At 57.2% G+C, this 22800-nt stretch carries 23 protein-coding genes; 11 read left to right on the forward strand and 12 right to left on the reverse strand.

Annotated features, from left to right (window positions below; all coding sequences use genetic code 11):
• Positions 1-7 precede the first annotated feature (7 nt).
• From uhpB to N6G83_RS29830, 5 genes are all read right to left on the reverse strand, one after another.
• Positions 8-1552, reverse strand: coding sequence for a signal transduction histidine-protein kinase/phosphatase UhpB (uhpB, locus tag N6G83_RS29810; RefSeq protein WP_060434829.1), 1545 nt, complete (start codon positions 1550-1552; stop codon positions 8-10).
• A complete protein-coding gene (gene uhpA / locus N6G83_RS29815) occupies positions 1549-2139 on the reverse strand; it encodes a transcriptional regulator UhpA (RefSeq protein WP_025304832.1) in 591 nt (196 codons plus the stop codon). The genes uhpB and uhpA overlap by 4 nt, the downstream gene beginning before the upstream one ends.
• Before the next feature lie 123 nt (positions 2140-2262).
• Positions 2263-3957 carry a kdo(2)-lipid A phosphoethanolamine 7''-transferase gene (gene eptB / locus N6G83_RS29820; RefSeq protein ID WP_099816926.1) on the reverse strand — a complete coding sequence of 565 codons (1695 nt, stop codon included), beginning with the start codon at positions 3955-3957 and terminating at the stop codon, positions 2263-2265.
• Positions 3958-4182: 225 nt separating this feature from the next.
• Complete coding sequence (locus tag N6G83_RS29825) at positions 4183-4608, reverse strand: organic hydroperoxide resistance protein (RefSeq protein ID WP_004934114.1); 426 nt, start codon at positions 4606-4608, stop codon at positions 4183-4185.
• 160 nt (positions 4609-4768) lie between these two features.
• A complete protein-coding gene (locus N6G83_RS29830; protein ID WP_025304830.1) occupies positions 4769-5233 on the reverse strand; it encodes a MarR family winged helix-turn-helix transcriptional regulator in 465 nt (154 codons plus the stop codon).
• Positions 5234-5329: 96 nt separating this feature from the next.
• Between N6G83_RS29830 and N6G83_RS29835 the strand changes: the two genes are divergently transcribed.
• Positions 5330-5929: an HD domain-containing protein gene (locus N6G83_RS29835; protein ID WP_025304829.1), complete on the forward strand. Its 600-nt coding sequence runs from the start codon at positions 5330-5332 to the stop codon at positions 5927-5929.
• Here the strand turns inward: N6G83_RS29835 and N6G83_RS29840 are convergent, their stop codons facing one another.
• The 4 genes from N6G83_RS29840 to N6G83_RS29855 form a co-directional block, all read right to left on the reverse strand.
• Positions 5930-7300 carry a carbohydrate porin gene (locus N6G83_RS29840; RefSeq protein ID WP_373276040.1) on the reverse strand — a complete coding sequence of 457 codons (1371 nt, stop codon included), beginning with the start codon at positions 7298-7300 and terminating at the stop codon, positions 5930-5932. It abuts the gene before it with no gap.
• Positions 7301-7451: 151 nt separating this feature from the next.
• Complete coding sequence (locus N6G83_RS29845; RefSeq protein ID WP_049295046.1) at positions 7452-8855, reverse strand: glycoside hydrolase family 1 protein; 1404 nt, start codon at positions 8853-8855, stop codon at positions 7452-7454.
• A 14-nt stretch (positions 8856-8869) separates the two neighbouring features.
• Entirely contained in the window at positions 8870-10732 is a 1863-nt protein-coding gene (gene bglF, locus N6G83_RS29850; protein WP_025304826.1) for a PTS beta-glucoside transporter subunit IIABC, read from the reverse strand.
• A gap of 260 nt (positions 10733-10992) precedes the next feature.
• The gene (locus N6G83_RS29855; RefSeq protein WP_043142316.1) at positions 10993-11751 is read right to left on the reverse strand and encodes an SDR family NAD(P)-dependent oxidoreductase; all 759 of its coding nucleotides are present in this window, start codon (positions 11749-11751) and stop codon (positions 10993-10995) included.
• 114 nt (positions 11752-11865) lie between these two features.
• Between N6G83_RS29855 and N6G83_RS29860 the strand changes: the two genes are divergently transcribed.
• Positions 11866-12729 (forward strand): LysR family transcriptional regulator, encoded by an 864-nt coding sequence (locus tag N6G83_RS29860; RefSeq protein WP_260515989.1) that lies wholly within the window; start codon positions 11866-11868, stop codon positions 12727-12729.
• A gap of 93 nt (positions 12730-12822) precedes the next feature.
• Positions 12823-13572, forward strand: a complete 750-nt coding sequence (locus N6G83_RS29865; protein ID WP_043142321.1) for an NAD-dependent epimerase/dehydratase family protein — start codon at positions 12823-12825, stop codon at positions 13570-13572.
• 33 nt (positions 13573-13605) lie between these two features.
• Here the strand turns inward: N6G83_RS29865 and N6G83_RS29870 are convergent, their stop codons facing one another.
• Positions 13606-14772 carry an MFS transporter gene (locus N6G83_RS29870; protein ID WP_260524076.1) on the reverse strand — a complete coding sequence of 389 codons (1167 nt, stop codon included), beginning with the start codon at positions 14770-14772 and terminating at the stop codon, positions 13606-13608.
• A gap of 379 nt (positions 14773-15151) precedes the next feature.
• On the opposite strand from N6G83_RS29870, the gene N6G83_RS29875 reads away from it, so the two are divergent.
• Positions 15152-16252, forward strand: coding sequence for an alkene reductase (locus N6G83_RS29875; protein WP_025304821.1), 1101 nt, complete (start codon positions 15152-15154; stop codon positions 16250-16252).
• Positions 16253-16283: 31 nt separating this feature from the next.
• Here the strand turns inward: N6G83_RS29875 and N6G83_RS29880 are convergent, their stop codons facing one another.
• Positions 16284-17027: a nucleotidyltransferase domain-containing protein gene (locus N6G83_RS29880; RefSeq protein ID WP_089181517.1), complete on the reverse strand. Its 744-nt coding sequence runs from the start codon at positions 17025-17027 to the stop codon at positions 16284-16286.
• Position 17028: 1 nt separating this feature from the next.
• Positions 17029-17541, reverse strand: coding sequence for a DUF962 domain-containing protein (locus N6G83_RS29885; RefSeq protein WP_127146890.1), 513 nt, complete (start codon positions 17539-17541; stop codon positions 17029-17031).
• A gap of 410 nt (positions 17542-17951) precedes the next feature.
• Between N6G83_RS29885 and N6G83_RS29890 the strand changes: the two genes are divergently transcribed.
• The 7 genes from N6G83_RS29890 (at position 17952) to N6G83_RS29920 (ending at position 22682) form a co-directional block, all read left to right on the forward strand.
• The gene (locus N6G83_RS29890) at positions 17952-18677 is read left to right on the forward strand and encodes a transcriptional regulator (RefSeq protein WP_049205755.1); all 726 of its coding nucleotides are present in this window, start codon (positions 17952-17954) and stop codon (positions 18675-18677) included.
• Entirely contained in the window at positions 18619-19131 is a 513-nt protein-coding gene (locus N6G83_RS29895; protein ID WP_141996979.1) for a hypothetical protein, read from the forward strand. The genes N6G83_RS29890 and N6G83_RS29895 overlap by 59 nt, the downstream gene beginning before the upstream one ends.
• A 145-nt stretch (positions 19132-19276) precedes the next feature.
• Positions 19277-19507: a Flp family type IVb pilin gene (locus N6G83_RS29900; RefSeq protein WP_049205753.1), complete on the forward strand. Its 231-nt coding sequence runs from the start codon at positions 19277-19279 to the stop codon at positions 19505-19507.
• A 56-nt stretch (positions 19508-19563) separates the two neighbouring features.
• Positions 19564-20007 (forward strand): prepilin peptidase, encoded by a 444-nt coding sequence (locus tag N6G83_RS29905; protein ID WP_072269879.1) that lies wholly within the window; start codon positions 19564-19566, stop codon positions 20005-20007.
• A 12-nt stretch (positions 20008-20019) separates the two neighbouring features.
• Entirely contained in the window at positions 20020-20979 is a 960-nt protein-coding gene (locus N6G83_RS29910; protein ID WP_049205749.1) for a hypothetical protein, read from the forward strand.
• Complete coding sequence (locus N6G83_RS29915; protein ID WP_142105465.1) at positions 20960-22231, forward strand: type II and III secretion system protein family protein; 1272 nt, start codon at positions 20960-20962, stop codon at positions 22229-22231. The genes N6G83_RS29910 and N6G83_RS29915 overlap by 20 nt, the downstream gene beginning before the upstream one ends.
• The gene (locus N6G83_RS29920; RefSeq protein ID WP_260515992.1) at positions 22218-22682 is read left to right on the forward strand and encodes a hypothetical protein; all 465 of its coding nucleotides are present in this window, start codon (positions 22218-22220) and stop codon (positions 22680-22682) included. The genes N6G83_RS29915 and N6G83_RS29920 overlap by 14 nt, the downstream gene beginning before the upstream one ends.
• Positions 22683-22800: the final 118 nt, after the last annotated feature.

Below are 22800 nucleotides of genomic sequence, written 5' to 3' on the forward strand. Positions count from 1 at the left end.
GTTTTTCCTAGTTTTGCGCTTGCTCCGGTGAAACTGTGGGCAAGATCACACTCAAACAGGCGCCCCGCTCCGAGGTGAGCCGCAGGCTGCCGCCGAGGGCGCTGATGCGCTCCTGCATGCCGCGCAGGCCATACCCCGGCTGATGGTTTTCCGCCTCGAAGCCCACGCCGTTGTCGCGGATGGTCAGGGCGATCAGCGGCGCGGCGCCTTTGCGCGGCTGCAGGCGTGCGTCCAGCTCCAGGCGGCTGGCGCCGGCGTGGCGGCACACATTGGTCACCCCTTCCTGACACACCCGGTACAGCGTGATTTTCAGCGTTTCATCCAGCAGCTCGTCCGGTACCTGCCACTGCAGGCTGCTCACCAGCGACGCGTCCTGCGGCAGCGATTCCCGCAGCATCGCCGCCACCGCCGCCGACAGCGGCAGGTTGTTCAGCGCCGCCGGCCACAGCTGGGTCAGCACGTCGTGCACCCCGTCGTAGACCCGCAGCGCCAACGCATCGATGGTGTCGGCGCAGCCGATCACCGCCGGTTCCGGCGCCAGGCGTTTGACGATGCTGGCCTGGGTACGGATCACGGTGATGGTCTGCCCCACTTCATCGTGCAGCTCGCGCGCCACCTCGCGCCGGGTTTGCTCCTCCGCCGTCACCAGCGCCCGCGCCAGCTGGCGGTTCTCCGCCAGCCGCAGCCGCAGCTGTTGATTCAGTTCGCGCTGGCGCTGAATGCCGGCGCCCAGCAGCAGCCCGGTCAGGCTTTGAGCCAGCAGCGACAGCAGCAGATCGCGGTGCGACTCCGGCTGCGGCGGCTCGTTGACCATCAGCGCCACGCCGTTGAGCAGCGTCGCCAACAACGCGCCCTGCCAGCCATAGCGATAAGACATGAACACGATAGGAATGGCCAGGCAGAACGGTGCGAAACGCCGCAGCTCGGCGGCGTTCACCTGCTGCTGCAGCCAGATGCTGAATGCAAACAGCAGCAGATAGCTGGCCAAGTGGCCCAGACGCAGCTCCACCGGCTTGTGGATCAGCCCCGGCTCCAGCGGCACCCAGATTTGGCGTGCCAGATAGTGCCACAACAGCAGGCAGGTCGGCGCGATGGTGAAACCGCCGGTCAGGCCGAGCAGCAGCGCACGGGCGCCTTCGCCGCTCACCAGCTGCCACACCAGCGCCTGCAGCAAGGCGGCGGTGGCCACCACCGCGCCCTGCAACAGCGGCCATCGCCATTCGCTGTCGCTCTGCTGATGGCGCAACAGCCACGGCGAGGCCAGCAGGCTGAGCAGCACCGTCAGCACCAGCACCGCCACCGACGCCCACAGCGCCGGGCCGTAACCGAACTGGTCCGCCAGCAGCGCCATCAGCAGCAGGTCGGCCAGCAGGATCCCCGGCCAGAAACGGTACGGGCTCTGCAGCAAAATGCCCATGCGCAAGCCGAACGGGAACAACAGCAGCGCCTGCCAGGGCGGGTCGATCAGCGCGGTGCCGATGCCCCACAGGCAAAACGCGCTGGCGGCGTAGATGAAAAACAGCGCCAGCTGGGTGATCAGGCGCTGCGTCACAGGTTCAGCATCCGTCTGGCCAGCTCAACGTTGTTGGTGATGCCCAGCTTGGCGAACAGGTTGGCGCGATGCACATGCACCGTCTTCGGCGACAGCCCCAAGGCGGCGGCGATCTCGCGCACCTCCTGGCCCTGCGCCAGCAATAGCGCGATCTCGCGCTCGCGGCGGGTCAATGGATCCACCTTCACCCGCGCCAACTGCTGCGCGATTTCCGGCATCAGGTAGACGCCGCCGCCGGCGACGGTGCGCACCGCGGTGATCAGATCTTCCGGTTTGCAACGCTTGGAGAGGAAACCGCTGGCGCCGCGTTCCAGCGCCATTTCCACCAGCGCCGGGTTATCGTGCATCGACAGCATCACCACGCGGATGCCGGAAGGAATGTCCGCCAGCAGATCCAGCCCGCTGCCGTCCGGCATCGAAATGTCGCAAATGCAGATTTCCGTCTCCAGCCCCGGCAGGCCGGCGCGCGCCTGCGCCGCGCTGCTGAACTCGCCCACCACCTGAATATCGGCCTCCAGCGACAGCAGCTGCACAAAGCCCGAACGCACAATGTCATGATCGTCGATAAACGCCACGCGCAGGGTCATGGAAATCTCCGGTTAGAAGGGGAAGTGCGCAAGTATACCGTATGCACACACCGGAATAATTGATGAAGAGAATGTATTGGGTGAAATTACCGGGTGCGCAAGGCAGGCACCCGGCGGGAGGGATCACAGACGGGCTGGCGCCGTTTTATCCTGTGGCAGATGGCACCAGTTGTTTTTATCCACGATGCCGCCATCGGGAGACGTGTATCCGAGGCAGCCAAGGAGGGTGTCAAACAGCTCGACATGGCGATGCGTTTTGCCGATGCGCTGCTGCGCCTGCAGCTGCTCAAAGGCGCTGAGGTGCTGCGGGTTTTCGAGGAACTTGTCCGACGCCCACACGATCATCGGCACGCGGAACTGCTCCGGCGGCGCCATTTCGCGCGGCGTGCCGTGCAGGTGCGTATTCTCACCGATCGATTCGCCGTGATCGGCGGCATAGAACACGATGGCCTTCTTGTCCCGCACCTGGTCGATCACATTACTGATAAAGCTGTCGGTATACAGCACCGTATTGTCGAAGGCGTTGATCAACTGGGCCTTGGTGCACGAATCATCCACCCCCATGCACTCCGGCTGATAGCGCGCATAGCTGCGCGGATAGCGCTGCGAGTACAGGTAGTGCGAGCCTTTGGTATGCAGGATCACCAGGTGTTTGCCCTTCGGATAACGCGCCAGCGACTCCTTCATTTCGTCCACCAGCAGCATATCGTCGACCGCCTTACCGTCGTTGCGCTTCTCGGACGCGATCATCTCGCGGAACGAATAGTTGTTCACCTCGGTGTTGTTGTAGAACCACACCTCGCTCTGCATGGCGAACAGCTCGGAAGAGAAGCCCAGATCCTTCAGCACCGCGAACACGTTCTGCTCTTTCAGCGTGCGCTGCGGGTTGTCTTCGGTGCCGCCTTCGCGCACGAACATGCAGCGCAGCGACAGCTTGGTAGCGGTGTCACACGACTCGCCGCGGAACGCCACCAGATTCTTCTCTTTAGACAGCCGCGGCGTGGTATCACGCTCATAGCCCAGCATGCCCATGTGATCCCAGCGCGTGGTCTCACCGATGATGAACACCACGTAGGTATCGTCGATATCCGCCGGTGGTACATAAGTGAAGTGTTTGCCCGGATCGAACATCGTGCTCTGGTCCTGGCTTTCGTCATAGCGGGTGTAGGCAAACAGCCCCAGCGCCGACAGCCAGTTGGACGGCAGATACGAGTGCGCTACCACGCCGCCGTAGCTCGGCAGATCGACGTTGGAGAGCTTCTCTTGCACGCTTTGCTCATCGTCCAGCATGCGCAGCGGCAGCCAGACCAACGCCACCACCGCCAGCAAGACCATCAGCGGTTTGATGCGATGGCCGGGGGTTTTCAGCTGTTCGATCAGGGTGTAACGCAGGCTGTTTTTCCAGATCAGCAGCAGCGGCAAGGCGCTGAGCGCCACCATCCACAGCACAAAGTGCAGGCCAACCACCTCTTTCGACAGATCGATGTCGGTGGTCATCACCGACACCACGATGCCGTAGCCAATCACCACGTTGAAAAACGTCATGTAGTAGCTGGCAGCCACCGAAATCAACACCAGCAGCGAGGCGACGATGCGATAAAACAGCCGGCCGCCGAGCGATACCAGCCGCATGATGAAGAATGTGAACAGGACGATAGCGATGACTTCCGTCACCGCCGAAATAAGCTTAATCCCCTGAATGCCATGCGCCAACGAATCAAAACGGCGATAGAAAACGGACAGGTTGAGAAAGATGCCGATATAGATCGCTAACAATAACGATAAATTCTGCTGCGATAGCGATTTAACTTTGTTCATGTAACGCGGTGGCTCCGGGGGCGGTGTAGCGGTTCTGACTCAGTCAGACACTGATTGCGGCTTCTGGTTCAGCCAACCGGCAATAAGCGTTATTTTGCGGGTAATAATCAAGAGAATTCTCACAAAACGGACAAAATTTACCGTTTTTTTGAACGATTTTCAGGCAGGGCACGCAAGAAAATGGAGGGACAAACCCTCCATTTTTTCCATATTTCGGCAAAAATCTTACTTAACGTTCAGAGTCACATCGATATTTCCACGGGTAGCGTTGGAGTATGGGCACACCACGTGCGCCTTTTTCACCAGATCTTCCGCCACGCTGCGCTCGATGCCCGGCAGCGAGATATCCAGCTGCACTTCGATACCGAAGCCGTTCGGGATCTCACCGATGCCGACGGTGCCGTCGATCTTGGCTTCGGCCGGGATTTTGACCTTTTCCTTCGCCGCGACAAACTTCAACGCGCCGAGGAAACAGGCCGAGTAACCGGCAGCGAACAGCTGCTCGGGATTGGTAACTTCGCCGCCGGCGCCGCCCATCTCTTTCGGCACGCCCAATTTCACGTCCAACACACCGTCGGAGGAGGTCGCACGGCCGTCGCGGCCGCCGGTTGCGGTGGCGTGAGCGCGGTAAACCACTTTCTCAATAGACATCGTTCATTCCTTCTTGCTGGTTGGCGAGATGACTACGGCTTCCACGAGGTAAAGCCGGTCACATATTTATCTTTTGCTATTAAATCGCGCACTACTTATCTTTGACACTTATTAACCAGTGTAGACCACCCGTGCCGTTCTTGCGTCCGGCGGCGGCGGGTCAAATCTGATCGATCAGGCTGCCGCGCAGCTTTTCCAGCTGCTGTTTGAGCGAGACGATCTCGTCCAGGCTGCAGTCGGTGGCGCACATCACCGCCTCGGGCACCGATTGCGCCCGCTCGCGCAGCGCGCGGCCGGCTTCGGTCAGGGCGATGATCACCTGCCGCTCGTCGGTGGTGGCGCGATAGCGCACCAGCAAACCGGCGGTTTCCAGCCGCTTCAGCAGCGGCGTCAGCGTGGCGGAATCGAGGAACAGCCGCTCGCCGATATCCGATACCGTCACCCGATCGCGTTCCCACAGCACCATCATCACCAGGTATTGCGGGTAGGTGAGTTCGAGCTGACTCAACAGCTTGCGGTAGACTTTGTGCAGCGCCAGGTTGGCGGAGTACAGGGCGAAACAGAGCTGCTGATCGAGCTGTAGCAGGTTCTTCGCCTTGGGTTGTTCGGTATCGGTGCTTTTCATGTGTACGAATATAGATAGCGCACGATGTAATCGCAAGCTATTTCTTGTGAGGTATGCTACCTTTTTTTATGCAGAGGATGCTCGGAGGGAAAGGAAATGACGAACACGCTTGTAGAACGCGCGCGCCGCTACGCCACCAAGGCGCATGCGGCCATCGATCAGCGCCGCAAATACACCGACGATCCGTATATCGTCCACCCGCAGGCGGTGATGGAGCTGGTGCGCAGCGTGCCGCACACCGAAGAGATGCTGGCGGCCGCCTGGCTGCATGATACGGTGGAAGACACACCCACCACCCTCGGCGATATCGACAGCCACTTTGGGCCAAAAGTGGCGGAACTGGTGCGGATGTTGACCAACGTCAGCCACGCCGAGGACGGCAACCGCTTCGAGCGTAAAAACCGCGATCGGCGCCACAGCGCCGGCGCGTCGCCGCAGGCCAAAACCATCAAGCTGGCGGATCTAATCGACAACACCCGCTCGCTGCTGGACTACGACAGCCACTTCGCCCAGACCTACCTGATCGAGAAACAGCGCCTGCTGGAGGTGCTGACCGAAGGCGACCCGACGCTGTGGCGCCAAGCCAGCCATATCGTTGAACAGGGGCTGCTCAGGTTGCAGCAGCCACCGCACAACGTGCCGGCCAGCTGGTTCGAACACGCCCGCCGGCGCTACCGCGAGAGCGACGCGGCCTGATCAGAAGGTCACCACCGTTTTCAACGCCATCACCCAGGCGTCCTGCGTCTCGCTGACGCCCGCCGGGTGATGCCAGTACTGCAGGCCCGGCTGCAGCTGTAGCCACGGCGTGACGTTAACGCGGTAATACAGCTCCGCCGTCACCGAATGGCCCGGCACTGGCCGGTAGTTCGGATCGTGATAATCACTGATGCCGCTCATCTGGTTGAGATACCGCTGATTGTCTTTATAGCGGTCGCTCAGTTTCACCACCGAGACGCCGAGCCCCAGCCAGTCGTCCGGCCGCGCATCGAACAGCCCGTGATAGCGAATGCCGGTCGAGGTAGACCAGTGCAGGTAGTTACTGCGCTGATCTCCCAGCCCCAGGCTGTAAAACACGCTCAAGCCGCGGTTGACGTTATCCGCATGGCGCGTCACCTGCTGGTTGAAACCGGTATACATGAACCAGGTGCGATCGTGGTTGCGATAGCCCTGCGGATCGCTGGCGCCCGGCCCGCCGGACACCCCTTCATAAAGATCGCTCTGGCGCGCGTTGGTGAACAGCACGCCCAGGTTATACACCCCCGGCAGCTGGTTGACGGCGTGGGTTTTCAACTCCAGCTCCATCGGCAACAGGAAGCCTTTGCTGCCCTTGGTGGACCAACTCCAAGCGTGGCTGCGGCTGGGGGCGCTCGGGTTCTGCTCCATCACCCCGCCCTTGAGCGTCAGGCCATCGGTCAGCTTGTACTGCAGCGTGGTGCCCCAGTAATGCACGTTCCAGTTGTACCAGGTCAACGAGTTGGCGGACTTGCCGCCGCACAGCGTCAGCGTCTGAAAATCGCAGGGGATAATCTGATCGAAATCCTGCACCTTGTTCATCATGCCGATGCGCCACTGCAGCCGGCTGTCGAGGAAAGAACGGCTGAAGGTCAACCAACCCAGCCGGGTAATCGACTGTCCGCCATAGCTCTCTTGCGACAGATCGGTCAGGCCGACGCGCGGATCCTGCAGCCGATCGCGGGTCAGGTTGTTGTCATGGTTGCGGTTGACGATATTGCCTTCGATCGCCGCGTCCGGAATGCCGGTCAGCGCCTGCAAATCCTGGCTGAAGGTCAGCGAAAATTGGTCGATATACGACGCCTGTTTATCGTGGTTGTAACCGCCGCCGGCGTTATACGACAGCTGGCTGAGGTAGCCGAGGTTATAGTGGAAGCCATGATCCTCCAGGATCGGCCTGATCCCCAGCATATCCCCCAACAGCCCAGGCTGCGGCGGTTCAAATCCGAGCGCCACCCCTTCCCATTTGGCGGTGGGGGCTTCAACGTCCTTGCCGGTTTGCAGCGTTTCCGCCTGCGCCTGGCTGCACCACAGCGCCAGCGCCGCCAGGGTCATGGAACGAGGTAATAAGCTTTTCATCATTATTATATTTCTCCGCATAACGGCTGACTGCGGGCAACAGCATTCCCTGGGAGAGAATTTCCCATCATGAACAGCAGCGAATAACGTTAGGTTAACGCCCGGCGCTTGCCGCCGGGCTGAAGGGTTACCGTCGGTCTTTCAGACTGGCGCCATTGCTGTGGATCACATCGCGGTACCAGTAGAAACTCTTCTTGCGGCGGCGCTCGAGGCTGCCGTTGCCGGCATCGTCTCTGTCGACGTGAATGAAGCCGTAGCGCTTCGACATTTCGGCCTTCGAGGCGCTGACCAGATCGATCGGCCCCCAGCTGGTGTAGCCCATCACCTCGACGCCGTCGTCGATGGCTTCCGCCACCTGCACCAGATGGTCATTGAGGTAGTTGATGCGGTAGTCGTCGTTGATACTGCCGTCCGCCTCGACGCGGTCTTTGGCGCCCAGCCCGTTCTCGACGATGAACAGCGGCTTCTGATAGCGGTCGTACAGCACGTTGAGCAGGTAGCGCAGCCCGATCGGGTCGATTTGCCACCCCCACTCCGAGCTGGCCAAGTGCGGGTTCGGCACCATATCGAGAATGTTGCCGCGCGCCGTCTCGTACTGCTCCGGGTCGGCGGTGACGCAGCCGCTCATGTAATAGCTGAACGAGATGAAGTCGATGGTTTCGCGCAGCGTTTGCCGATCTTCCTCGGTGATCGTCACCTGAATGCCGTTTTCACGGAAAAAGCGCTGCATATAGGCCGGGTAATAGCCGCGCGCCTGCACGTCGCCGAAGAACAGCCAGTCGCGGTTTTGCCGCTGGGTTTCCAGCAGATCTTCCGGCTTGCAGCTCAGCGGGTACAGAATGCCACCCAGCAGCATGTTGCCGATTTGGCCCTCCGGCACGATCTCGTGACAGGCCTTCACCGCTTTGGCGCTGGCCACCAACTGATGGTGGATCGCCTGATAGACGGCGCTCTTGTCGCTCTCCTGCGGCAGGCCAACCCCGGTGAAGGGCGCGTGCAGCGACATATTGATTTCGTTGAAGGTCAGCCAGCGTTTGACCTTGTGCTTATAACGTTCGAATACGGTGCGCGCATAGCGCTCGAAGAAATCGATGGTGCGCCGATCGCCCCAGCCGCCGTAGCGCTTTACCAGACCGTAAGGCATCTCATAGTGCGACAGCGTGATCAGCGGCTGAATGCCGTATTTCGCCATCTCGTCGAATAGCCGATCGTAAAACGCCAGCCCGGCTTCGTTCGGCGTCTCTTCGTCGCCCTGTGGAAAAATGCGCGTCCAGGCGATCGAGGTGCGCAGGCACTTGAAGCCCATTTCGGCGAACAGCGCGATGTCCTCCGGGTAACGATGATAGAAATCGATCGCCACGTCCTTGATGCCGCTGTCGCCCGCCGTGCGCGGCGTAATGGCGCCGAAGATGCCCTGCGGCTGCAGATCGGAGGTCGACAGCCCCTTGCCGTCAGCCTGATACGCGCCTTCTACCTGGTTCGCCGCTACCGCGCCGCCCCACAGAAAATGTTGCGGAAACTTGCCGTTCATCGCTTGCTCCTCAATTAACGTAATAAAGTCAGCAGCGGCGCCTGTTCCTGCACCGGAGACAGGCCGCTGGTCAACACGTCCACGTAGTCATCGCTGTTGCTGATGATGATCGGCGTGGTGGTGTCATAGCCGGCGGCATGGATCGCCGCCTGGTCGAACTCGATCAGCAGATCGCCCGGGGCGACCCGCTCGCCTTCCCGCACGTGGGCGGTGAAATGCGCCCCGTCGAGCTTCACGGTATCGATGCCGACGTGGATAAGAATCTCCGCGCCGTCGTCCGATTCGATGCCGATGGCGTGTTTGGTTTTGAACAGCGACGCCACGCTGCCGCTGACCGGCGCCACTACGCGCCCCTGCTGCGGCGCAATCGCCACCCCTTTCCCCAGCAGGCCGCTGGCGAAGGTCGCGTCGTTCACCTGATCCAGCGGTACGATATCGCCGGCGATCGGGCTGAGAATGGCCTGTTTGCGGTTAAGCGGCGCGGCGGCTTCAGGCTGTACCGTCTCTTCCGCCGGTGCGACGCCGAACAGATAGCTGGCCAGCGCGGCGAACACGAACGACAGCAGGGTGCCGCCGATCGCGCCCCATACCGTGGCGTCGATGCCGCCGCCGGGGATAATCTGCGCAAAGGTGAATACGCTCACCAGGCCGAACGAGTAGACCGAGGTATGGAAGTAGCCAATCACCGCACCGCCCAGCGCGCCGCCGATGCAGCCGAAGATGAATGGGCGTTTGTTCGGCAGCGTGACGCCGTACACCGCCGGTTCGGTGATGCCGAAGATCCCGGCGCCGATGGCTGAAGCGGACAGCGCCCGCAGCTTGGCGTCGCGGGTGCGCAGCATCACGCCCAGCGTGGCGCCGACCTGCCCCATCACCGCCGGCAACAGCAGCGGCACCATGGTGTCGCGCCCCAGCACGCTCAGGTTGTTGATCATCAACGGCACCAATCCCCAATGCAGGCCGAAGATCACGCACACCTGCCACATCGCCCCCATAAAGGCGCCGGCAATGATCGGGTTAAAGGCGTAAATGCTCTGATAGCCGTTGGCCAGCAGGTGGCTGAGCCAGGTTGCCGCCGGGCCGATCAGCAGGAAGGTCAAGGGAACGGTGATCGCCAGGCACAGCAGCGGCGTGATGAAATTGCGCAGCGCGCTGTGGATCACCCGGTTAAACAACGGCTCCAGGCGGCAGGACACCCAGGCCGCAAAGATGATAGGGATCACCGACGAGCTGTAGTTGATAAAAGTCAGCGGAATGCCGAAGAAATATTCGCGCACCGCGCCCGGCTGCTGCGCCGCTTCGAACGCCGCCATCATCAACGGATGCGTCAATGCGCCGCCGATCGCCATGGTGACGAAGGGGTTGCCGCCGAATTTTTTCCCGGCGGTGTAGCCGAGCATGATCGGGAAGAAGTAGAACAGCGAGTCGCTGGCGGCGAACAGCATTTTGAAGGTGCCACCGCTCTCCAGCAGCCAGCCGCAGGCCAGGCTCAGCGCCAGGAAGCCTTTTAGGATCCCCGAAGCGGCCATCACCCCGAGCAGCGGAGTAAAAATGCCGGACACCAGATCGATAAAGCGGCTGAGCAGGTTGTCTTTTTTACCGCCCGCGTCGTCGCTCGGCGCGCCCTCGGCCAATCCGCCGACCCGATTGACCGCGTCGAACACCTCCGCCACGTGGTTGCCCACCACGACCTGGAACTGGCCGCCGCTCTCCACCACCATGATGACGCCCGGGTTTTTCTTCAGCGCTGCCGCGTTGGCACGATTGTCGTCGCGCAGCTTGAACCGCAGGCGGGTGGCGCAGTGCACCAAGCTTTTCACATTGTCGCGGCCACCGACGCCGGCCAAAATCTCACTGGCTAATGTGTCATATTTCATACGGTTATCCTTAGACTTCGCGTTCTGCCGCTCCCCTCCCCGCACTGGCCTGGCGCCGGGGCGAAATGCGGCGCAAAAAAAAACCTAAACCTCGTGGCCTCTGTCCCATCGGGGAACAGAAACGCGAGGTTTAGGTTTTGCCTGCCGCAGCAGTAACAACCCTAAATCGGTTGAGCTATGACGTTAACACCGTGGATTTTGCCGGGGCAAGGCTTTGCGCCGGCAAATTGCCGAACTGTGATCGCGGGGGCAAAACGGCCTCAATGCGCGAAATAATGCATGCCGCCATCTACCGGGATCACCGCGCCGGTGATATATCGCGCGAGCGGGGAACAAAGAAACGCCGCCAGATAGGCCATATCTTCCGGTTCGCCGAAGTAGCCAATCGGGATATGTTGCGCAATGAACGCCCGGCGCGCTTCATCGCAAGCGTATAAGCGCTCGCGGATCTGTTCACTGTTGATGCGCCCCGGCTGTAACGTATTGACGGTAATCCCCTGCGCAGCCACGTCGCTGGCCAATCCTTTGGCCCACAGATGCAGCGCGCCCTTGGCGGCGCTGGCGGCGCTCAGGCTGCGCGGCTCCATCGATCCGCTGATATTGATCACCCGGCCCCAGCCTTGCGCCTGCATGGCCGGCAACAGCGCCTGAGTCAACCGCCGGGCCGGTGTGAAGTTCAAAGCAAAGGCGTCATCCCAGCTGCGATCGCTGTCGTTCAGCGTCGTGGGGTGAAACGCACCGACCGCGTTGATCAGAATATCGACTGTCCCCGCCTGGCGCAGCGCCTGCGCCGCCAGCTGGGTTATCGCGTCGGGGTCGGTCACGTCTGCAACGGCTACCCACGGGCGCACCGCCCCTTGCCGTTCAACCTCATCCGCCAGCGCCTGCAGCCGATCACCGCGTCGTGCGGTAGCCACCACCTTGACCCCTTGAGCAGCCAATACCCTGACCATGCCGGCACCGATCCCTTCGCTGGCGCCCGTGACCAATGCCGTACGGTGTTGCAACTGTAGATTCATAAGAAAACCTAACCTAATTTTTCGGTTTTAAAGGGAACGTTCACACATTGAATCACGGCGCGCTCTGTGTGAATATTCCTGAAAATTACGTCGATACCGTGCAGGAATTCACCGATGTTTGACTGGCAGGATTTAAAACACTTCGTGGCGCTGGCACGTACCGGTTCCTTGTCGGCGGCAGCGCGGGAGCTGGGTTGCGATCACGCCACCGTCGGGCGACGCGTAGCGGCGCTGGAACAGGCGCTCGGCCTGCGTTTGATCGTGCGTCTGCCACGCAGCACGCCCTTGACCCAGGACGGGCAGGCGATTGCCGGGCTGGCGGCGGAGATCGAGGCGCAAAGCCAGGCAATTGCCCGCCATGCGCGCAGCGCCGGCGCAACGCCACAGGCCGGGGTGCGCATCAGTGCGCCGCCGTCGATCGCCGCGCATATTCTCGCGCCGCGCATTGCCGCATTTAACCAGGCTTTTCCACAGATCGTCGTCACGCTGTCGGGTGAATCGGCGCTCGCCGAGCTGGATCGCGGCGAAGCCGACATCGCCGTGCGCATGGTGCGCCCACAGCAACCGGAGCTGTTGACGCAGCGCATCGGCATGATGCGCTACGCGCTGTATGCCGCACCGGAGCACGCGGCTCTGCCCGACGCGGCGCGCCGCTTTCTCGCCTATGACCATCACTATCGGCAGCAGCCGCATCAGCAATGGTTGGTGCAGCTGTTGCAGGGGCGTCCGGTGGTCTTTCAGGCCAGCGATCTGTTTTCACTGCAACAGGCGGCGCGTTCAGGGCTGGGCGCCGCCGTTTTGCCGACGTTCGTCGCCGATGGCGATCCGGAGCTGGTCGCATTGCCAACGGCCAACGCCGCGCCAACGCGTGAGCTTTGGCTGGTGACGTATCCCGATTTGGCGCGCACCGCAGCCGTGCGCGCGGTGATGATTTTCCTGGCCGAAACGCTCGGCAAAACGTGCCCATTGCCGGCATAAAGCATCAGAATGACTAATATAAATACTGGACAAAAGTCACGCAGGGGATTATTACTGGTCAACGCTTAATCGAGAGTAGGGATGGCAGTCACCATGGTGTTGCGTACTGATGTAGGACGGATTCTGATCACCGGCGCCGGCGGCCGGGTAGCCACGGCGTTTCGTCAGGCGATGGGCGATCGCTACCCGCTACGGTTGGCGGAACGGGATGTCAGCCTGCTGCGCGATCGGCAGCCCGGCGACGAAGTCATCAGCTTCAACATCGCCGATCTCGACGCCTGCCGCGCGGCCTGCGCCAATATCGACACCGTGTTGCATCTGGCGGCCGATCCCTCCCCCGATGCCGACTTCTGCGGTTCGTTGATGGACAACAACATTCTGGGCACCTTCAATATCTTCCGCGCGGCGAAAGACGCCGGCTGCCGCCGGGTGGTGTTCGCCAGCAGCGCGCAGGCGGTGGAAGGCTATCCGCTCGACTATCAAATCCGCCCGGATGACGCACCAAAGCCGAAAAACCTGTACGGCGCCAGCAAGGCCTTCGGCGAAGGCATCGCCGCCTACTTCGCCCATCAGGAAGGGCTTTCCGCCCTGTCGGTGCGCATCGCCAACTTCACCACCCTGAGCCGGGGCGAACAGCTTAGCGCCCGCGACATGAGCGCTTTTCTCAGCCATCGCGACGCCGCCGATCTGCTGGAGCGCTGCATTCGTGTCGAAGGGGTGCAATATGCGGTGGTGCACGGGGTTTCCAACAACCGCTACAAACGTTTATCGCTGGAAGAGACCCGACGCCTGCTCGGCTACGCCCCGCAGGACGATGCGTTCAGCCTGCTGGGCTTTGAGTGAGCACGGCGGAGAGTTCCGCCGTGCAGGTACAACTTAGTTGCTGGCGTAGGCCACTTTTTCGGCCTGACGGTGGGTGAACAGCACCAGCAGCAACGCCAATCCGGCAATAATTGCGCCCATCACCGGCACGAAGCTGTATCCCAGCCCGGCGGAGACCACCGCGCCACCGGCGGCGGCGCCCAGCGCATTGCCCAGGTTAAAGGCACCGATGTTGACCGAGGACGACAGGCCCGGCGCTTCGCTGGCGACACGCATCACGCGCATCTGCAGCGGCGGCACCACGGCAAAGGTCGCCGCGCCCCAAATCACCATGCTGACTGCCGCGCCGATTTCACTGCGCGCCAGGAACGGGATCACCAGCATAATGACCACCAACAGCAGCAAGAAGCCCTTCAGCGTCGCGCTCTCGGAGCGGTCGGCGAATTTGCCGCCCAGGTAGTTGCCGATGGAGAAACCGACGCCGATCAACACCAGCATGGACGTCACGAACAGCGGCGTCGCATCGGTGATGTGCTGCAATACCGGCGAGATATAGGTATAGAGCGTGAACATCGCGCCCGCGCCCAGCACGGTCGTCAGCAAGGCGGACAGCACCTGCGGGCGTACCAATACCGACAGTTCGCGCTTCACATCCGGGCGCGCGCCGGCGCTGCCTTTCGGTAACGAGAACCACAGCCCCAACATGGCGATCACCCCTAACCCTGCGGTGGCCAGGAACGACATGCGCCAGCCGATGGTTTCACCCAGCCAGGTCGCGGCAGGCACCCCGCCGATATTGGCGATGGTCAACCCCATAAACATGGTCGCCACGGCGCTGGCCTGTTTCTCCTTCGGCACCACGCTGGCAGCTACCACGGAACCGAGACCAAAGGACGCGCCGTGGTTCAGGCTGGTGATGATGCGCGACAGCATCAGGGTGGTGTAGTCAGGCGCAATGGCCGACAGCACGTTACCCAGGGTAAAGATCGCCATCAGGAAGATCAGCGCGCTTCTGCGCGCCCGGTGCGAGAGCAGCAGCGTCATCAGCGGTGCACCGACCATCACGCCAACGGCGTAGGCGCTGATCAACATGCCGGCCATCGGGATGGAGACATCCACCCCTTTGGCGATCGTCGGCAGCAACCCCATCGGGGAAAACTCGGTCGTGCCGATGCCGAACGCCCCCACCGCCAGGGCTAATAAGGGAAAGTTAATTTTCATTCAACAACTCCGGTTAACCGCTGCCGAAGCGCGGGAAAGTTAAGATGCCAAAAGTATGACATTGATCACACCAAAGATAAGCAGGCAGGAGGCTAAAAGACTTTTGCGATTTTGTTAAAAATCGTGGGGAAAAACAGCCGCCGACTCTATCTCAGCAATGCGCCGACAAGCAATAGCCGCCGTCGCCCGAGCGCACATCGGGTTCATTCGCACCACCTGTGCAAGCCGCCATACCGACCCATCGGCGGCTGCCGCAACTATTGAACACAGAGCAAAAGTGTTTTGTTATTGTGCGCGTTTTTAGAATTAAACGACGAAATATAATGGCCTCAGTAAAACATCAATGCCCTACGACCTAATTCACATAGAGGGAAGCGCCATGCTTTTTGACTCGTATTCTTTAAACGGTTTATCGCTGAACAATCGCATCGTCATGCCGCCAATGACCCGCTCTCGGGCCGGCGCCGGCGACGTCGCCACCGACATGATGGCTGAATATTATGCCCAGCGCGCCAGCGCCGGGCTGATCGTCAGTGAAGGCACGCAGATCAGCCAGCAGGGCCAGGGTTATGCCTGGACACCCGGCATTTACTCCCCGGAACACATCGCCGGTTGGAAAAAAGTGACCGACGCCGTACATCAGGCCGGCGGCAAGATCTTCGCGCAGCTTTGGCACGTCGGCCGCGTGTCGCATACCATTTTACAGCCTGGCCACGCCGCGCCGGTCTCCTCCTCCGCCATCCAGGCCGACGGGGTCAAGGTGTTCGTGGATGTCGAAGGTCGCGGGCCGGAACATGGCGTGGGTGAAATGGTGCAGCACTCCGCACCGCGCGCCTTAACGCGGGAAGAAATTCCGGCGATCGTTAACGACTACGCTCAAGCGGCACGCAACGCTATCGCCGCCGGTTTCGACGGCGTAGAGCTGCACGGTGCGAATGGTTATCTGATCAATCAGTTTATCGACTCGCGGGAAAACCAGCGCGACGACGAATACGGCGGTTCACTGCAAAATCGCCTGCGTTTCCTGCGGGAAGTCGCGCAGGCGGTAGCGGATGCCATCGGCAAAGAGAAACTGGGCGTGCGCCTGGCGCCGCTGACCACCCTGATGGGCTCGCAGGACGATACCCCGGAAGCCACCTATCTGGCAGCGGCCAGCGTGCTGAACGATATCGGCGCCGCTTACATTCACATCGCCGAAGCGGACTGGGATGATGCCCCGGTGATGCCGGCAGCGTTCAAAGAATCGCTGCGCCTAATTTTCCGCGGCACGCTGATTTACTCGGGCAAATACACGCGTGAACGCGCTGAAGAAGCGCTGGCCAAAGGCTGGGCGGATCTGATCGGCTTCGGTCGCCCGTTCATCGCCAACCCGGATCTGCCCCACCGCCTGCAACACGGGCTGGCGCTGAATGCGCCAATCAAAGAGAAATTCTTCGGCGGCAGCCGGGAAGGCTACACCGATTACCCGACAGTCGGGTAACGATTGCCGACAACGCCGGCTCAAGCCGGCGTTATTTTTTCTGTGCTTCGATCCAGTCGAGAAATCGCATCATTCTGTCGCTAAAATCCGCGTCATTCGCCTCTCCCACCGCGTGCGCTAACCAATAGTCCATTTCACCTCGCTGCTCTGCATAAAGCGCCAACAGCTGTTCGGCATAGTCGGTTAACGTTATCGGCCAGAACGGGCTTCCCTCGGCGCGCAGCATATTGGTGGCTCTGATCAGTTTTCTGGCCGCTTCGCGCTTTAAGCGCCTCTCATCCGATACCGTCCTGGCCTGCAGCAGTTGCTCCCGATAACGCGCCAATACGCGGGGCAAATCGGCATTGACCGCCAACGCGATGCGCCGATCGGGCTGAAACAGCGGAAAAGCGGCGGACAGGTCTTCGCCCCACAGGCAGCGGCAGTGATGCTTCAGCCAAAATCCCCAGGAATCGTGATGCTCCGGCGCCAACGCCTCATCAACGCTGCCGATATCAAAGTCGACCTTGCTCACGATCCGCTGCTCCAGCTGAAAGGCTTGCCGCCACGCCTCAAGGCGCTGTAACGCCTCACTATCGGCTGGCTTGTTGAGCAACAGCGTGATGTCCAGATCGGACACGCCTGGAAGGGCTTCGCCACGCGCGACGCTGCCGTAGAGGTAAATGCTGTGGATGAGTGCCGGGAATTGGCGTGGCAGCCCCGCCGTCAGCGCTTCCAGCAGCGGGATAAAAGCCCGCTGCAGCGGAAATGCCGCCACCGTGGGAATCAGCGCCACCTCATGCCCTCCCGTTGCGCACTTTGCCCGAGCGCATTTCGATGTTCCGCTGCAGTTCGCGCAGCCCGCCGGCCAAGAAGCAGGCTTCCGCCAGCACGAACAGCGGGCCGATGATCAGGCCCGTCACGTCGTCCATAAACGCCGGTTTTCGTCCCTCCCAGAAATGCCCGACAAACTGAAACAGCCAGCCGATGACGAAGCCGCCGATGCCGACGCTCAGCCACGCCGCCGTCGACAGCGACGCCACCCAGGCGCCGACCCCGAGGCACAGCAGCAGCAACGCCAATATCATGACGCCAAGGCGCAGGCTCAGCCGCAGGTAATAGAGAGCCGAAACGATAACCACCGCGCAGGCCGGCGAGAACGGCAGCCACCCCGCACCCCATGCCGGCCGGGAGAGCAGCGTCAGCAGGCTGACGACGATCAGGGGGATGCCGATAAAGTGCGTGACGATATTGCGCGCATCACGATGATAGGCGGCGTAAGCGGCAAGTTGATCTTCCAGACTTCGCATGTTGACCTCCGGTATGTACGGCCTTCGTCGCCGAACGCGCGCAGCCGCATGCGGCTGCCCTTACCCATAGCTTAGCGCGGGATCACCAATACCGGTTGGCCAATCTCATCCAGCAGGCCGCGCCTATCTGCCAGAATTATAGAAAGCAATAGAGGTAGATGGATAACATAAAATATAAAATAAAACATCCAAAAACACTAACAAGAAAAAATATCCTCTAAGATAAAACACACCGCCCGCCTTGTTTTATCTTAAAAAAAATATTATTTATAATAATAATAAAATTAAAATGAAAAACATATCAAACATACCGATTAATATAAAATAAAATATAAATAAAAAAACTTAAATTAGTATTTACAATAAAAAACAGGATTGTATTATAAGAAGTCACAGTCAAGGAAGGTGTCATGATGATCGTTTATTACCGGGAAAGAATGGCTATTTTAATACCAGAAAACAATCAGCAGATTATTTTAAGGAATAAAGAATTGAAGCTATGGCATTTTCTTATTGAACAGAGCCCTAATGTATCATCAAGAAAAGATCTCGGTATACATATATGGGAAGGGCGTTATGTGACAGATTTCGCCATCAACCAAACGATAAATTCATTGAGAAGAAAGATTGGTGATGCATCACGTGAAATTATCATTACCGTTCCTAAAAAAGGGTATACGATTAATGCAGAGAAGGTCATCATTAAAGTTGATGATGAAACCGAGTTAATACCCAATACGAGCACTGGCACAGCGGAACTGGGGAGCAATTCGGATAATGATTCAAAACATAAAGAAGAGATATCTCCTCATCGATTTAAGAAGACTCGTGAGGTTCACGAAACTGCATCAGAAAAAGCGACATCCAAACGTGATAAAGTAAAAAGAAGCATGCTGATGATAGCCGTATTGATATGCAGCTATATTATAGGCGTTTGGTTTTCCGTAAAAATAAATGAAGATAAAAATGAAGAAACCTTATACCTTGATGGATACAGGATTCACTCTACTGGCGATCGCATAGAATACGTTCACGGTGAAAAAAAAACCGTTTGTTATCGAATGAAGAGCAATATAAATGACAATAAAAAAAGAGACTACCTTACAGAAATCACGACTTGTAAAAATGAAGGTTAAGGGATTATTTTTAATTGCTTGCATATTACTTTTCATCTGTGGAACTCTAAGTTATAAACAATATATTTTAGAATCAATGAGCAATAGTTACCATGGGTTATTATTTCTGGACGGCGAAGAAAAAATAAAGCTAAACCTATACTTAAACAAAGATAGAGAAACCGCCTACATCAGATTGATTCAAAGTGATGGCAATCACTTACGTTATATCACTGCCGAAATGGAACTCAATGCATTGTTAACGCATTCAATAGCCACAGCAAAAGTGGATTTGCATGAGCGAAATATGACAGAGAGCGCATTCAGCTCCGACAGTCGCAATCGTCTGGTATCGGTTTTGTTGCACAAGAACAGCAAACAATATTTTTTGGTTATAAACAAGGATGACTTCTATATTCCAACAGGTAATAATGATATTAATGAACTGATTTTCCTCATTTTTCCTGATAAATGATGCAATTTTATATTTCATTATTAAATATGATATGACGTTTTTTTTATCACTGAGTAGGATACCCCCGGCCTAAACAACACGCTTCAATTAAAAGCGAGTTTTTAGCGTCATAACCATCCTACTAATATATTTAAAGGAATAAAAAATGTTGAAAAATGTAGCTCTGAAAGCGTATGTCTCTATGGCTTGCCGCAACGTCAAAAACGCAGAACAAAACGAGCGTGGCATCACCGCTATCGAATACGCCATCATCGGTGTAGCGATGGCCTCTGCCCTGTTCTTCATCTTTGACAAAGGCGGGTTCATTGAATCCCTGAGCGCGGCATGGAACACCATGGCCACGAAGATCACTGCTTCAGGCAACATCCTGAAGTAATAGTAAACTTTCGTCATATAGCCTTCGACTCTTCGAGGGCTATATTTAAAACCTATATGTTCATAGCGATAATAATCATATCTTTATACATATCACTTAAAGATATCACAGAAAGAAGAATACCTAACGTAGCGCATTTTATGATACTTACGGTGGCATACTGCTATATTTTTTCCCACCCAGGCATTATTGGTGCGGGCCAGGTGCTGATATGGCCGTTTGCCATGCTCTTGGTTGGTATCATTCTTTCATCTTGCAACATACTGGGGTTTGGCGATACCAAACTGCTGTTCATCACCATGCTGGTGGTGCCGCCGGAACAATACGTTAACGTTATTTACCTGACTGTTTTTATGGGTGGCGTATGGGCAATCTTATGGACATATGCCCTGTCAAAAATTTCGCTGATCAAGCGCTATGATAAAGTAAGGAGCGGCGTACCCTACGCCATCCCTATTTTAATCAGTTTATGTACCTATACGTTTATCGGTGCAGTTTGATAAGGAGCATCTGTGCGCTTTAAATTTATTGCAATAGTCGCACTGCTAACCATGTTAGCCGGCGTAGTAGGTATATACAGCGATAAAGGCAACGAGGACGAGGAAAAGACTAAGAACCTCATAGTGAATAAAAGCCTTATCTATTATACCGCAAAGCATAATATTGATGTGGGTGCCATCGTCACCACGGATGACTTCGCCGAGAAAGAGATAAAATATCCACCAGGCTCGCCCCCCGCCTGGCTAGACACGATTTTTGGCGAAAAGGACTTTCGCGGACTAATGGCGTCCGGCGGCGTGGCATATCAAAATATTGCCTCCGGCGAACGGGCCTCGAAAGATAACCTTGGCAACCTGTTGCAGAAAATCGATTCGAGCTATTCGATATTGCCTATTTCTGTCACCACCGCCAGCCTGAAGAACCCTAACATCGCGGACTTTGGTTTTATCGATCTGTTCCTGGTCTCCAATGATAACAAAGCCTACCGGGACGATCTTTATCAAAAATCGCGCAGCGATAACGGTACCACGGGGAAAGACTACAAGGACACGCGGGTCAAACAGTTCGCCAGCAAGGTGTGGTTCTTTATGGGCAACGGCAACCTCAATAAGCTGCAAAAGTTCGATCAGTCGGGGCTGGTTTCCAGCCTGATGAAAACAACCAGCGGGGAGAATTCGCTGGCGAATGAGGTGCACAGCAACCGGGCCGTCAGCGATGACAAGTCCTCAACGACCATCGTCTATGCCTACTTCAAGCCCGAGGACGTGGATAAAGTCATTCAGGCGCAAATTATGGGGATGTTCTTCATCACGCCCACCAAGGTTCACAATATCAATGAGGGCATCGCCAAAATAAATAACAGCACAAGAGAGATTACCCCGTCAGACATTGTCTCTGGGGCGCCCATTTCGGAAAGGCAAAGCCGCGTGGTTGAAATCAGGGGAGCGCAAAGTGAAATTCGTAAATATTAACAGGCTGGCGGTTTTTCTTATTGTGATGTTAACCGCCAGCTTTAACGCTGCGGCGCTCGACGTGGACATCAATAAAACGACCGATCTTGAGATTGACTTCAGCGTGAAGTCAATCGTCGTTGGCTCACCGGAAATTGCCGACTTCCGGGTGGTCGATGAGAACCACATCTATGTCTTCGGTAAAAAAAGCGGGCAAACCAATCTCTCCGTTAATGGTACCAACGGTGAGAGTCAAACGCTGCTGATCACCGTGAACGATCTGCAAAAGAAATCCGTCATGTTGAATACCTTGCTGATCAGCGAGGGGTTTAAAGACGTGAAGGTCATCGACATGAGCGACTCGCTGCTGGTCAGCGGCCCGGTATTTTCCACTGAAGATGGCGCACGGATCAAGTCGCTGATCGAAGAGTACGTGGATAGCGATCAGGTCAGGTACTCCTTAGTAACCCAAAAAAATCAGCAAATTAAGATCAGGGTTACGGTCGCGGAAGTCTCGAAGGACGTGACGGAAACCCTGGGCATTGACTGGGGGCGGGGCAAGATCAGCACCGGCGTGAGTAACGATCTGACTATCAACAACGGCATCTACAGCAGCCTGGTTAAGGGGTTTAACTTCGACTCTCTGGGCGTAGCCATCAACGCCCTGGCGAAAAACAGCCTGGCTAACGTGCTGACCACGCCAAGTATCACGGTCACCAACGGGAAGACCGCATCATTTCACGGCGGCGGGCAGATACCTATTTTTCAGCGCAGTGAAAATGGCTCAACGGTTGAATGGAAAAACTATGGCGTCATGCTGAACTTTGCACCGGTGATCAATTCGGACTCCTCGATTAGCATGGACGTGAGCGTCGAATCATCTCAGATCGGCGGGTACTATAAATATGAGAACACCGAGCTGCCGACGATTAACGTGCGCAACGTGAAGACCTCAGTACGAATGCGGGATGGAGAGAGCTTCGTCCTCGGCGGACTGATCGACAACAGCCAAACGCAATATGTTAATAAAGTTCCAGGATTTGCCGACATTCCAGTGCTGGGCGCCTTGTTCAAGTCAACCGGGTTCACATCTGGGCGCAGTGAATTAGTCATCTTCGCCACCGTTGAGTATGTCAAACCCGTAGAGAGAAACTACATCAAGCTCCCCTACGCCAAATTCTCCAGCCCGTGGGAAGTCTTTTTCGATCTCGGGCACAGTGATAACAGCATTACCGATGTCTTTGTCAAAGGAGCCGACTATGTCATTAACTAATTCGCTGCTCCTTATTTTTATCTGCCTGGGCTTAAACGGCTGCGCGTTCGAAAGGCAGCCCGACGAAAGAAAGGCGTATTACGTTAAGTTTGTCGGCAACCCCGACCGCACCAAGATGGCAAAGCTTGAAAACTTTGTTTTAAGCAAGAAAATCGGCTCCATCAGCAGCTTGGCGATTATTTATAGCGATAACCACTATGACCGTGCGATCAGGATGCAAGAAGAAATACAGAAACAGTATGGCATTAATGCTGTATTGCAAGAGAGCATGAACCAGCTTGACGCAAACTATATTGCTATCGGTAACCGGCATAAAACCGAGCGAGGTTGCTATCGGTTCCGGCTCTCTGATTTTAACTGGTACAGCTCCGACGAGCAGGCTCTGGATAACTATTCGGAGCGAGAAGTTTGCTCGACCAATGGTAATGATTTCGCTGAGAGAGCACGTTAATGTTCATAGAAAAACTAAAGAGAAAAAACGAGGCCAAAAAGAAAAAGGCCAGCGTGATTGTTTTAACCAAAACTGAGACTGATTTTTTATCACTCTCAGAACCACTCTCATTGTACGA

The organism is Serratia sp. PL7 (genome assembly GCF_945957435.1).

What these genes read in the sequence shown, in the direction of transcription:
- uhpA (WP_025304832.1), bottom strand. Translation starts at nt 2,139, where the DNA reads ATGACCCTGCGCGTGGCGTTTATCGACGATCATGACATTGTGCGTTCG.
- eptB (WP_099816926.1), bottom strand. Translation starts at nt 3,957, where the DNA reads ATGAACAAAGTTAAATCGCTATCGCAGCAGAATTTATCGTTATTGTTA.
- N6G83_RS29825 (WP_004934114.1), bottom strand. Translation starts at nt 4,608, where the DNA reads ATGTCTATTGAGAAAGTGGTTTACCGCGCTCACGCCACCGCAACCGGC.
- N6G83_RS29830 (WP_025304830.1), bottom strand. Translation starts at nt 5,233, where the DNA reads ATGAAAAGCACCGATACCGAACAACCCAAGGCGAAGAACCTGCTACAG.
- N6G83_RS29835 (WP_025304829.1), top strand. Translation starts at nt 5,330, where the DNA reads ATGACGAACACGCTTGTAGAACGCGCGCGCCGCTACGCCACCAAGGCG.
- N6G83_RS29840 (WP_373276040.1), bottom strand. Translation starts at nt 7,300, where the DNA reads ATGACCCTGGCGGCGCTGGCGCTGTGGTGCAGCCAGGCGCAGGCGGAA.
- N6G83_RS29845 (WP_049295046.1), bottom strand. Translation starts at nt 8,855, where the DNA reads ATGAACGGCAAGTTTCCGCAACATTTTCTGTGGGGCGGCGCGGTAGCG.
- bglF (WP_025304826.1), bottom strand. Translation starts at nt 10,732, where the DNA reads ATGAAATATGACACATTAGCCAGTGAGATTTTGGCCGGCGTCGGTGGC.
- N6G83_RS29855 (WP_043142316.1), bottom strand. Translation starts at nt 11,751, where the DNA reads ATGAATCTACAGTTGCAACACCGTACGGCATTGGTCACGGGCGCCAGC.
- N6G83_RS29860 (WP_260515989.1), top strand. Translation starts at nt 11,866, where the DNA reads ATGTTTGACTGGCAGGATTTAAAACACTTCGTGGCGCTGGCACGTACC.
- N6G83_RS29865 (WP_043142321.1), top strand. Translation starts at nt 12,823, where the DNA reads ATGGTGTTGCGTACTGATGTAGGACGGATTCTGATCACCGGCGCCGGC.
- N6G83_RS29870 (WP_260524076.1), bottom strand. Translation starts at nt 14,772, where the DNA reads ATGAAAATTAACTTTCCCTTATTAGCCCTGGCGGTGGGGGCGTTCGGC.
- N6G83_RS29875 (WP_025304821.1), top strand. Translation starts at nt 15,152, where the DNA reads ATGCTTTTTGACTCGTATTCTTTAAACGGTTTATCGCTGAACAATCGC.
- N6G83_RS29885 (WP_127146890.1), bottom strand. Translation starts at nt 17,541, where the DNA reads ATGCGAAGTCTGGAAGATCAACTTGCCGCTTACGCCGCCTATCATCGT.
- N6G83_RS29890 (WP_049205755.1), top strand. Translation starts at nt 17,952, where the DNA reads ATGATGATCGTTTATTACCGGGAAAGAATGGCTATTTTAATACCAGAA.
- N6G83_RS29895 (WP_141996979.1), top strand. Translation starts at nt 18,619, where the DNA reads ATGACAATAAAAAAAGAGACTACCTTACAGAAATCACGACTTGTAAAA.
- N6G83_RS29900 (WP_049205753.1), top strand. Translation starts at nt 19,277, where the DNA reads ATGTTGAAAAATGTAGCTCTGAAAGCGTATGTCTCTATGGCTTGCCGC.
- N6G83_RS29905 (WP_072269879.1), top strand. Translation starts at nt 19,564, where the DNA reads ATGTTCATAGCGATAATAATCATATCTTTATACATATCACTTAAAGAT.
- N6G83_RS29920 (WP_260515992.1), top strand. Translation starts at nt 22,218, where the DNA reads ATGTCATTAACTAATTCGCTGCTCCTTATTTTTATCTGCCTGGGCTTA.